The organism is Spirosoma areae, from assembly GCF_054781775.1.
This window is the reverse complement of the sequence record NZ_BAAGTT010000009.1, coordinates 1-11,928: the sequence shown is the minus strand read 5'-3', so window position 1 is coordinate 11,928 and position 11,928 is coordinate 1. Positions and strand designations below refer to the sequence as shown.

The 11,928-nt window shown below is 50.7% G+C and carries 9 protein-coding genes; 7 read left to right on the top strand and 2 right to left on the bottom strand.

The features are described from left to right. Positions 1-506 precede the first annotated feature (506 nt). Positions 507-2,213 (top strand): AMP-binding protein, encoded by a 1,707-nt coding sequence (locus ACYVI1_RS03700; protein WP_460906825.1) that lies wholly within the window; start codon positions 507-509, stop codon positions 2,211-2,213. Positions 2,214-2,316: 103 nt separating this feature from the next. Here ACYVI1_RS03700 and ACYVI1_RS03695 read toward each other — a convergent pair whose 3' ends face one another. After that, entirely contained in the window at positions 2,317-2,772 is a 456-nt protein-coding gene (locus ACYVI1_RS03695) for a LytR/AlgR family response regulator transcription factor (protein WP_460906823.1), read from the bottom strand. A 287-nt stretch (positions 2,773-3,059) separates the two neighbouring features. Between ACYVI1_RS03695 and cysM the strand changes: the two genes are divergently transcribed. From cysM to ACYVI1_RS03675, 4 genes are all read left to right on the top strand, one after another. After that, positions 3,060-3,935, top strand: coding sequence for a cysteine synthase CysM (gene cysM, locus ACYVI1_RS03690; RefSeq protein ID WP_460906821.1), 876 nt, complete (start codon positions 3,060-3,062; stop codon positions 3,933-3,935). Positions 3,936-4,000: 65 nt separating this feature from the next. Then, a complete protein-coding gene (locus tag ACYVI1_RS03685) occupies positions 4,001-5,050 on the top strand; it encodes a quinone-dependent dihydroorotate dehydrogenase (RefSeq protein ID WP_460906819.1) in 1,050 nt (349 codons plus the stop codon). Positions 5,051-5,123: 73 nt separating this feature from the next. Then, positions 5,124-7,685, top strand: coding sequence for an FtsK/SpoIIIE family DNA translocase (locus ACYVI1_RS03680; protein ID WP_460906817.1), 2,562 nt, complete (start codon positions 5,124-5,126; stop codon positions 7,683-7,685). 155 nt (positions 7,686-7,840) lie between these two features. Beyond that, complete coding sequence (locus ACYVI1_RS03675) at positions 7,841-8,482, top strand: LolA family protein (protein WP_460906827.1); 642 nt, start codon at positions 7,841-7,843, stop codon at positions 8,480-8,482. Positions 8,483-8,560: 78 nt separating this feature from the next. Here ACYVI1_RS03675 and upp read toward each other — a convergent pair whose 3' ends face one another. After that, the gene (gene upp, locus ACYVI1_RS03670) at positions 8,561-9,208 is read right to left on the bottom strand and encodes a uracil phosphoribosyltransferase (protein WP_460906815.1); all 648 of its coding nucleotides are present in this window, start codon (positions 9,206-9,208) and stop codon (positions 8,561-8,563) included. A gap of 133 nt (positions 9,209-9,341) precedes the next feature. Here upp and ACYVI1_RS03665 point away from each other — a divergent pair, with 133 nt between their 5' ends. Together ACYVI1_RS03665 and lpcA are read left to right on the top strand one after the other, a co-directional pair. Next, a complete protein-coding gene (locus tag ACYVI1_RS03665; RefSeq protein WP_460906813.1) occupies positions 9,342-11,135 on the top strand; it encodes a hypothetical protein in 1,794 nt (597 codons plus the stop codon). An 82-nt stretch (positions 11,136-11,217) separates the two neighbouring features. After that, on the top strand, positions 11,218-11,790 hold the full coding sequence (gene lpcA / locus ACYVI1_RS03660; RefSeq protein WP_460906811.1) for a D-sedoheptulose 7-phosphate isomerase: 573 nt from the start codon (positions 11,218-11,220) through the stop codon (positions 11,788-11,790). The last annotated feature ends 138 nt before the right edge of the window (positions 11,791-11,928 follow it).

Sequence of the window (11,928 nt, the reverse complement as noted above, 5' to 3'; positions counted from 1 at the left end):
GCCTCACCTAACCCGTAAAACGCTGTCCTTTGCCAAAACGGATGATAGTCATTTTGCGCGTACACTCAACTTTATTAACCATTATAATCAAACTAAATCAGCTTGACATTTACCACTACCCGGGCGTATATACTCCGTTCACCCGTTGACAGGCACAGCCTGGTTGGCGGGAGCATGTTTGCTTAAAGCCGTTGATTCTCAGCAAACACCCGTGTTTCTCCATAATGGTTTCTTTGGATTCTATTGTACTGCTTACCAAGACAATAGAATTCAAAGAAACCAAAGAAACTAAATTAGACGACTACTAAGCCTATTCAGGCCTGAGTCGAAACCCCTAATGCCACGCCCCATGCACGACAATTGAACAATTTCCGTAGTTTTGTTGTACGCATCAATGATTAAAAATCATTACTTAGCGTTACGAATCCCCTTTATTCTTTCTGGTTTAATTAATGTTCAGCCTGCACAAGGCGCACCCGCAACAGCTTTTAACCCCTACACGCTACATGGAAACTCAAGCCACTCTAAACCCATATCCCTGGCGACGCTTTTATCCCAAAGAAGTTCCTTATGAGATTAATCCTGATGCGTATTCTTCGCTGGCGGCTCTGATGGAGGAAGGCTGCCAGAAGTTTGCCGATCGCCCAGCCTATGCCTGTATGGGCAAACAGATCACGTTTGCCGAGCTGGACAAGCTGTCAGCGCAGTTTGCTTCGTTTCTACAGAACGAACTGGGCCTTCAAAAAGGGGACCGGCTGGCTATTCAGATGCCGAATACGCTGCAGTATCCGGTGGCGATGTTTGGCGCCTTACGGGCCGGGCTGGCGGTGGTCAATACGAACCCGCTCTACACCCCCCGCGAAATGCAGCATCAATTCAAAGACTCAGGGGCGAAGGCCATCGTGATTCTGTCCAACTTTGCCGCTAATCTGGAAAAAATCATCGACCGCACCGATATTAAACACGTTGTTGTGACGCAACTCGGCGATTTGCTGGGTTTTCCGAAAAAGCAGATTATCAATGCGGTTGTCAGGTACGTGAAGAAGTTGGTGCCTGCTTACAACCTGCCCGATGCTGTTTCGTTCAACGATGCGCTTAGCCGGGGAAGTAGTCAGCCATTCAGGCCGGTGGCCATAAAGAATACCGACCTGGCTTTCGTTCAGTATACCGGCGGGACAACGGGCGTCTCGAAGGGCGCCATGCTGACCCATCGCAACATTATTTCCAATGTTGAATGTCAGACTTACTGGATGAAGCCAGGGGGCGTTGCTGATGGAACGGGTATCATTGTGGCCGCTTTACCCCTCTACCACGTTTATGCACTGACTACGAATGCCCTGGCCTCGCTCAAAAATGGCTCGATGAACCTGCTCATCACCAATCCCCGCGATCTGAATGCGTTTATCGACGATCTGAAAAAATATAAGATTACCGCCTTTACAGGGGTTAACACGCTCTACAACGGGCTGCTCAACCACCCCCGCATTGGCGAAGTGGATTTCAGTTCCCTGAAAGTTACCTCGGCGGGGGGCATGGCCCTGCAAACAGCGGTTGCTGAACGCTGGACCAAGCTCACCGGCAATACCCCCTGCGAGGGGTACGGCCTGACCGAAACCTCGCCCGTTCTGTGCTCGAACCCCATTGACGGCGGTGTGCGCGTGGGTACCATTGGCGTTCCCTGGCCCAGCACCGACATGAAAATCATTCGTGACGATGGCTCTGATGCGCCCATCGGCGAACCGGGCGAAATTGTGGCCCGCGGCCCGCAGGTGTTCAGTGGGTACTACAAACGCCCGGACGAAACGGCCAAGACAATGCTGGGCGACTGGTTCAAAACCGGCGATGTCGGTGTGATGAACGAAGATGGCTTCTTTAAGATTGTCGACCGTAAAAAAGACATGATCTTAGTGTCGGGGTTCAACGTTTATCCCAATGAAGTGGAAGATGTTGTGGCCCAGTGCCCCGGTGTGCTGGAAGTAGCCTGCATTGGTATTCCTGACGAAAAATCAACTGAAGTCGTCAAGATTTTTGTTGTGAAAAAAGACCCTGGTTTAACGGAAGAAACGATTAAAGCCTATTGCCGCGAAAACCTCACTGCCTATAAAGTGCCCCGCATAATCGAGTTTCGCAACGAGCTGCCGAAGTCGAATGTGGGCAAAATTCTTCGTCGGCCGTTGCGGGATGAAGAGTTGGCAAAATTGAAAAAAAGCTGATTTAACGTGTTACGTTTAAGGTTCAAGGGTGCATGTTCCAGGTGTCAGGCTACTGTTTGAACCTGGAACATGCACCCTTGAACTGCTCCGGCGGCCCGGCATACTACGCCATCCCTGCACCTGAATCGGCTGGCTTCGCATCGAGGACTTTAACTTCCTGCTGAAATCCTTTTACCTGTTTAATAAAGCGGCTTGCTTTCCGACGCGACACGTCTATCCGGTCGCCATTGACAAGGCTTATACTTAATTGGGGCGGGTTTTGATGAATGCCTTCCAAGTACAATAGATTGATAATGTTCTTTTTGTGCGGGCGGACAAATACCTTCGGCGACAGACGGCCCTCCATTTTTTTCAGCGTCAGGGATACCATTAACTGGCTCCCATCGGCAAAATGAAACAGCGTATAATTTCCTTCGCCTTCCAGCCGCACAATACGGTGCATGGGCATTTTTTTGCGGTATCCCCAGAAGGGAAGGGTTAAATCGGGCATGGCAAACTGGCCGGCAAGTTCTTCGACGTGAACAGTGGTGAGCGGCTGCGCTAATACAGTTTTTTTCATGGCTTCTTAAGTGTATGGTGTGAATAAGGGACTCATAGCGTACCTGAAAATTCCAACTAAATACTGCTATGTTTCTACAACAGCAAGTTTACACAAAATTCAGTATCAAGCAATTAGCGGCAATCAAAAAATAGTTTTGTAGCCTAAGAATACCCGGATCCGGGTAGTCGACAACGTACTTTACGCTGATTTTCCAGACCGTAATTTTGCAGGGAGCGCATTGCCAGCGAACTTATTGGATGGGTTTAGCCTTGCTATCTCAAAAAACAAGTCTACTATAAATCAGCATGGCAACCCTGCTCGATTTAGTCGGTAATACTCCATTAGTTGAGTTAAATCGCCTGAATCCAAATCCAAACGTTACTATTTTTGGTAAACTTGAAGGCAACAATCCGGGTGGAAGTGTAAAAGACCGGCCCGCCCTTAGCATGATTCAGGGCGCACTTGCCCGGGGTGAGATCAAACCGGGCATGACGCTCATTGAAGCAACCAGTGGCAATACGGGCATCGCCCTGGCCATGATTGCCCGGCTCTACAACCTCGACATTGAGCTGGTTATGCCCGAAAACTCCACACATGAGCGCGTGCTGACGATGGAAGCATTTGGGGCTAAAGTTACGCTGACCGAAAGCATCGAAAGCGCCCGCGACTATGCCGATGAGCAGGTGAAAAAGGGCGGCTTCCTGATGCTCAATCAGTTTGCCAACCCGGATAATTATCTGGCGCATTACCGCACGACCGGCCCCGAAATCTGGCGTGACACAGCGGGCAACATCACCCATTTTGTCTCCTCCATGGGCACAACGGGTACCATTATGGGCACCTCGCGCTATCTGAAAGAAATGAATTCGGCCGTTCAGATTGTTGGCTGCCAGCCTACCGATGGTTCATCCATTCCGGGCATTCGGAAGTGGCCTGAACAATACCTACCCAAAATTTTTGACCCCCAGCGTGTCGACCGTATCATGGAAGTATCTGCCGGCGAAGCAACGACGATGACCCGCAAATTAGCGAATGTTGAAGGTGTTTTTGCCGGTATGAGCAGTGGTGGAGCCGTTCATGCGGCTGTTCAGTTGGCGCAGGAACTCCAGTCGGGCGTTATTGTCTGCATTATCTGCGACCGGGGCGATCGTTATCTATCGTCTGACTTATTTGGGGCGTAAACCTATTGCCTGAAACCGGCAAGGTCTTCAGGACCTTACCGGTTTAGCAAACTATCTTTGCGCGCATGTACAAGCGTATTATCCTGCCGTTGCTATTCCGGTTCGATGCCGAAACAATTCACCATGTTATTACCCGACTGCTTCAACTGGCGCTGTCTATCCCCGGCGTTTCGGCTCTTTGCAGACACCTGTATGTTCTGGAAGACAAGCGATTAGCCCGGACCGTTTTTGGCCTGACATTCCCAAACCCGGTGGGTATGGCGGCTGGTTTCGACAAGAATGCCGAGCTTGTGCATGAACTCAGCGACCTGGGTTTCGGCTTTGTTGAGATTGGTACCGTAACGCCCCGCCCACAACCCGGCAACCCCCGCCCGCGCCTGTTTCGCCTGAAAGCCGATGGGGGCCTGATTAATCGCATGGGGTTTAATAATAAGGGCGTTGGGCCGGCAACCGATCGATTGCGGCAATTTGCCCAAAAACAAAATCAGCGACGGGTCATTGTCGGCGGTAATATTGGGAAGAATAAAGATACAGCCAACGAACATGCCGAGGACGATTACCTGTTCAGCTTTCGTGAGTTGTTTGAGGTAGTCGATTATTTCGTGGTTAACGTTAGTTCGCCCAACACGCCGGGGCTGCGTGATTTGCAGGAACGCGAACCGCTCACAAAACTCCTGTCGGCTCTGCAACAGGAGAATCGACAACACCCGGCACCCAAACCCATCTTACTCAAAATCGCGCCCGACCTCACCAATGGCCAGTTAGACGACATCGTTGCGATTGTCGCCGAAACCGGCATTGCGGGCGTCATTGCCACGAATACCACCATCAGCCGGGCTAACCTGACAACCGATTCAGACGTTGTGGAGCGGGTCGGCGCCGGGGGTGTAAGTGGTCGTCCCCTGCGTGAGCGATCAACGGAAGTTATCCGGTATTTGCATCAGCAATCGGCAGGGGCGTTCCCAATTATTGGTGTTGGCGGTATTTTTTCGGCAGACGATGCCCAGGAAAAATTACGCGCCGGAGCCAGTTTAGTGCAGATCTACACCAGTTTTATTTATGAAGGGCCGGGTTTAGCCAAACGAATTAATCAGGGATTACTCCAGTCTTTGTAAAATATGACGATGCCACGCGGTTTTTCGTTAAAAAGTGGGAAATTTACCTGTCGCTACCGCCCTAACCCATCGCATGGCACAACCAACAACATCTCCTCGCCAGAACACCATCCGCCGAACTGCCGAACGCAATGAACCCCGTCCGCGAATCACGCCTGCTCCTTCGCGGGCACGCGGCTCATCGTTTAATTGGGGAGCCGCCCTCGACCGCTGGCTCACCGATCAACGGTCGACGCTGACGCTCGGCGTGCTGATGATGGGGCTGGCCGTTGGGTTAATGGTGGCGTTCGTATCGTATCTGCTGAATGGACCAGCCGATCAAAGTGTGGTGGGGTCCGCCTTTTCAGAACCCCTGGCCGAAGCCGCCACCGAAACCCGCAACTGGGTCGGGTTGGTTGGCGCGTATATAGCGCATGCGTTCGTTTTTCGCTGGTTTGGCGTAGGTGCCCTGGCGTTGCCGATTATTGTGTTCCTGGCAGGCTATAAACTGACGTTTGGCCTGGAATTGCTGCCGTTAAGCCGGACAACGACCGCTCTTTTATTTGCTGCGGTCTGGTGCAGCCTCCTTCTGGGCTATCTCGTGCTGGTGACTGATTCAGCTCAAACTGCCAGTGTCTGGTGCGGAGGCATGGGCTATGAAACAAACGTTGTGCTTTACGGGCTGTTCGGCTGGGGAAATCTGGCGTTTATTGGGTTTCTGCTTTTCTTTTTCGTCGTGTATTTCTTCGACGTGCGGACCATTCGAATGCCCAGTTTTTCACACCTGAGTCGGCCTAAATCGCCAGGCCGACAGGCGAATTCGTTGCAGACGTATGCGGAAAGCGAAGCTGAGCTGGATGAGGAAGACGAAGCTGACCCCGCTACTCCTGACGAAATACCGGTTTTGCCGACGGTAGAAAATACGTATGCCAATGGCCTACCTCCCCATGCTGAACAGGACATTCCGTTGCCCGAAGTAGTTGCCCAGACAACCGGCGTTACGCTGACCATCAAAAATCGGGAGATCGTACCAGACGACCCGGAAAACGAGTTGAGTGCCACGCCTGCACCAACGTTCGAGCCAGACCCGTTTGAGGAGGATGACCTGGTGTCGGTGCATGGTTTGTACGACCCCACTCTTGACTTACCGCAGTATCAGTACCCCACCAACGACCTGCTGACAGATTACCAGAATAGCCGCAAAGCCGGGTCGCCGGACCGCCAGGTTTCGGATGATGAATTAACGGCCAACAAAGAGAAGATTGAAAACACGCTTCGAAATTTTGGGATCGAAATCGATTCTATTCAGGCAACCATTGGGCCAACGGTTACGTTGTATGAGATTATTCCGGCAAAAGGCGTTCGTATTTCCAAAATCAAAAGCCTCGAAGACGACATCGCCCTGAATTTGGCCGCCCTTGGCATCCGCATCATCGCCCCTATGCCCGGCATGGGAACCATCGGCATTGAAGTGCCGAACAAAAACCGCGAAATGGTTTCGATGCGTTCTGTAATTACGAGCGAGGTGTTCAGCAATAGTAAATTCGATTTGCCGATTGTGCTCGGGAAAACCATCTCGAATGAGATTTACATCGCCGACCTGGCTAAAATGCCTCACCTGCTGATGGCGGGCGCAACGGGTCAGGGGAAATCGGTGGGGCTGAACGTGCTGCTGACGTCGCTGATTTACCGAAAACATCCATCGCAGTTAAAATTGGTGCTGGTCGACCCCAAAAAAGTTGAGCTGACCCTGTTTAATAAATTAGAGCGGCATTTTCTGGCCAAGCTGCCCGACTCCGAGGAGCCGATCATTACCGATACCAAGAAGGTTGTTAACACACTGAATTCCCTGTGTATCGAGATGGACAACCGCTACAATCTGCTTAAAGATGCGGGTTGCCGGAACCTGAAAGAATACAACGCAAAGTTTGTGAAACGGCGGCTTAATCCCGAAAAAGGCCATCGGTTTATGCCCTATATCGTTCTCATTGTTGATGAACTGGCCGACTTGATGATGACCGCCGGTAAGGAAGTCGAGCAGCCCATTGCCCGCCTGGCTCAGTTGGCACGGGCCATTGGCATTCACCTCGTTGTGGCCACCCAGCGTCCGTCGGTAAACGTCATTACGGGGTTAATTAAAGCCAACTTTCCGGCCCGTTTGTCCTTTAAAGTAACCTCAAAAATCGACTCCCGAACGATTTTAGATACGGGTGGCGCCGAGCAATTAGTTGGGATGGGGGATATGCTGCTGTCGTCTAATTCCGAAATTATTCGCCTGCAATGCCCGTTTGTCGATACCAACGAGATTGAAGACATCTGTGAATTTGTGGGTAATCAGCGGGGGTATGACGACGCCTACGCGCTGCCCGAATTTGTGGGTGATGAGGGCGGTCAGGCCGAGGATAAAGATGTGGACCTGGATAACCGCGACCCGATGTTCGACGAAGCCGCCCGGCTTATTGTTATTCATCAGCAGGGCAGTACGTCGCTGATTCAGCGAAAACTCAAACTTGGCTATAACCGCGCCGGACGCTTGATTGACCAGTTGGAAGCCGCCAAAATTGTTGGGGCGTTTGAGGGCAGCAAAGCCCGCGACGTGCTGGTGCAGGATCTGCAAATGCTGGAAGAAATACTAAAACGACTAAAAGGCGAATAACAGACACTGGTCAATTATCGTTAGTAGCAAAGAGGTGCAGCCTCGCCAACTACACTAAACTTTTTCACCTTCTTTCTCGTCTAAGAATAACAAGGCTCTATCGGGGATAAAACCCCTGAGCCGACAACCTGACTATGCACGTAATACCTATGAAAATGAAGAAAATAGCCTGGATGCTAAGTGTTGCGTTCGTGGTGACGCTCCCTGCTTTTGCTCAGAAAGACAAACGGGCACAAGGCATTCTGGACGCGATGAGTGCTAAATATAAAGCACTGAAATCGTACCAGGCAGCCTTCACGTTTTCCAGTGTCGGGGCGGGTGCCAAAGAAGCCTACAAAGGTGATTTGACGGTAAAGAGCGAAAAATTTCGCCTGAACCTGGGTGGTCAGGAAGTTTTTACCGATGGAACAACGATGTCTACGTACATCAGGGAATCGAACGAGGTCAATGTGCAGGATTATGAAGCCGGGGCCACCAGCGAACTCAATCCAACGCAGATCTACACCATCTACAAACGGGGCTTTACCTATCGTTTTCTAAAAGAACAAAAGCAGGGAGGCCGCTCGCTGGAAGTGATTGAGTTAACGCCAAACCGCCCTAAAAGCCCCATTGCCACCATACAGATTTCGGTGGACAAACTGGACAAATCGGTTCGTAACTGGCTCATTGTCAATAAAGATGGTAAGCGAACCACGTATGCCATCACCAAGTTTACGCCCAATGTAAACGTAACGGACTCCTATTTCATGTTCGATAAATCGAAGTACCCGGGCGTTGAAGTCGTTGATTTGCGGTAGGATTACCGTTCCAGGTTTTAAGTTCGATGTGCCATGTTTAGTAGTCCACATGGCACATTGAACTTAAAACAATAAATGTCAGACCTTCCCCCCAAACGCCAGGTCACCGGAGTCGCCGAGACCGGGAACAATGTAAAAATGTTCGTTAAGGTAGTCATCGATGGCACCCAGCCACAGATGACACTGGGGTAACTGCTGCTGCACATGCCGGACGCCTTCGGGACTGGCAATGATGGCAGCAATGTGGGTTTGAGCCGGAATTCCATAGCGCAGCAGGGCATGGTATACTTTTTCGAGCGAACGGCCTGTGGCCAGCATAGGGTCGCACAGAATAAGAACTTTGCCGCTCAGGTCAGGACTGACGATATAGTCCATAGCGATTTCAAACTCCTCGTTCCCGCCCGGTGCGTAGCCCCGATAAGCACCCGCGAAGGCATTTTCGGCCTGGTCGAAATAGTTGGCGAATCCCTGATGAAATGGTAATCCTGCCCGTAGAATAGTAGCCAGAACGGGTTGCTGACGAAGCACCTGCGTGTTTGCAATGCCAAGTGGCGTTTGCACAGCTACGTTTTGGTAAGCCAGTTTTTTTGAGATTTCATACGCCATCAATTCACCTAATCGTTCCAGATTCCGGCGAAACCGCAGTCTGTCCTGCTGAAGGGAAACGTCGCGAAGTTCGGCCATAAACTGATTGGCCAATGAGGACTGTTGTGCAAAAACAAACATAGGTTGCGGCTTCTTTCGCCGTAAATTAGCCGCATGGTTGGCGTATATCCAAACCAATTGCCTAATTTAAGCGGCTAAAAGGGCTATTCCGTTACCGAATGAGGAAGAGCGAGGCCCAAAGTCAGTCAGTTACATGCACAGCAACGTTTACGCTTTTTGTTTTCTTTTCCTTTCGCTATCTGCTTCGGCGCAAAGCCCGCTTGTGCCACTCAATGCAGATTACTACCATCTTATTGATCGGCTGGAAATACGGCGAAACGGCTGGGCCGAGGGGTTTCACAGTTCTGTAAAACCGTATAATCGACAGAGTATTATTCAGTTGACAGACAGTTTAGCGGCTAATCCTGGTCGTGACCTGTCGGATGCCGATTATTTTAATTTCAACTACCTCCAGAATGATAGCTGGGAGTGGGTTGCTCCCTACGATACACTCCGACCAGACCCCTTTACCCGGCATCTGCGCCCTCCGGCAGCACCCGGCGATAGCCGCAGACCGTTTCTAAAACACTTCTACAAAAAAAAGGCTGACTTCTACAGCCTGCAAACCCCCGACGTTGACCTGCATGTTAACCCCGTGTTTTATATTGGCTTTGGCCTCGATAATGTGTCAAACCAAACCGAAGTTGCCTCAACGGATCAGCAGCTTCTTTTCACAAACACGAGAGGGCTGGAAGTGCGGGGTACCATTGGCCGCAAGCTGGGTTTCTATACCTTCTTCTCTGACAATCAGGCGGTTTATCCTGAATACATTCAGCGGTATGGGCAAATTTATGGGCAGACAGAGAACCAGCCGGGTACAACAGAAACCACGGCTCCGGGTGAGGGCTTCGTCAAACCATTTCGCACGAATGGAGCCGATTTTCTGTCGGCTCGTGGCTACATTACGTTTAACACGCTTAAAATCATCAATATCCAGTTTGGCCACGACCGCAATTTCTTCGGCAATGGCTTTCGGTCGTTGCTCCTGTCTGACAATAGCCCGCCATCGCTGTTTCTCAAACTTTCAACTCGTTTAGGCAAGCGGATTCAGTACACGAATTTATTTACATCGCTGCAAAATACCCAGGCCCCATTGCCTAAAGGGGAGAAGCTGATTCCGCCCAAATTTGCGGCTATGCACCACCTGAGCATCAACATCAACGACCACCTGAATGTGGGTGTGTTTGAAGCGACCGTGTTCAGCCGCGACCGGGTAGACCTTAGCTACCTTAACCCAATTATTCTTTACCGCTACGTTGAATCCAGTCTTGGCAGCAGCGATAATGCCTTTATTGGCATCGATTTCAAGGCCAATTTCTTATCGCGTTTTCTCGTCTACAGCCAGTTTATGTTAGACGAATTTCGGTTGCGGCCTTTGTTGGCAGGCAAAGGCGACTGGACGAATAAATTCGCTCTCCAGTTTGGCATCAAGTACATCGACGCCTTCAACGTATCCAATCTTGACCTGCAAACTGAATTTAATCTGGCCCGGCCCTTCACCTACTCCCACGAAGCTTCGCCAACGGTTAGCGCCGGGCAGACGAATTATGCCCATTACAGTCAGCCATTGGCGCATCCACTGGGAAGTAATTTCCTGGAAGGGCTGGGTATAGTACGGTATCAGCGGAAACAATTGTTTGGCACCGCCATTTTTGGCGTGATGATGTACGGGGCTGATACCGACGAGAGTGTTAACTACGGTGGGAATATTCTGAAGGATTATACAAGCCGGTTTCGTGAAGAAGGCAACTTTATCGGACAGGGCCGCAAAACGATAGTTACCTATGCCGATATGCGGGCGTCTTATATGATTCGGCATAATGTATTTCTGGAAGGCCGCTATATGTATCGGCTCCAGGATAGCCAGAACCGGGCAAATAGTTATACCAACCACACGGCCAGCCTCGCCCTACGCTGGAACTTGCCATATCGAAACTGGGTATTTTAACTCCGATAAAGTTATTGGCTGGCATTTTGAGGCTTAGCTCAACCGTTCAACTATACGACTTTATACCTTTATAACTTCATTAATGCTTGACTTAATACGACACGAACTAACCGAGGCACAATCGGTTTTAGATGCGTTTCTTACGAATCCTGCTCACCTGACAGCCATCGAACAGGCGGCCGTGCTGATGGCAGACGCGCTCAAAAATGGGCGTAAAATAATATCCTGCGGGAATGGCGGTTCACACTGCGATGCCATGCACTTTGCGGAAGAACTTTCGGGGCGCTACCGGGATAATCGCCGTTCGCTGGCTGCCATTGCCATATCAGACGTTAGTCATCTCTCGTGTGTTAGCAACGATTTTGGCTACGAATTCGTTTTTTCGCGCTTTATCGAAGGGTTAGGCAACGAAGGCGATGTATTGCTGGGATTAAGCACCAGTGGAAACTCGGCCAATGTGATTCGGGCTGTAGAAGCCGCCCGGCAAAAAGGAATGAAGGTTGTTCTGCTAACCGGCAAAGACGGTGGCAAACTCGCAAACCAGGCCGATGTTGAGATTCGGGTTCCTCATTTCGGGTATGCCGACCGCATTCAGGAAATTCACATTAAAGTTATTCACCTGTTTATTCTGCTGATTGAAAAGCAGGTGATTTAATAGTCGCCACCAGCACCGCCACCGCCGAAGCTGCCGCCACCAAATCCGCCAAAATCGCTGCCGCCACCCCCGCCAAAACCACCCCCGCCAGAACCGCCCCACCCCGAAAACGTTGAGGTTGGGAAAAACACGGGCCAG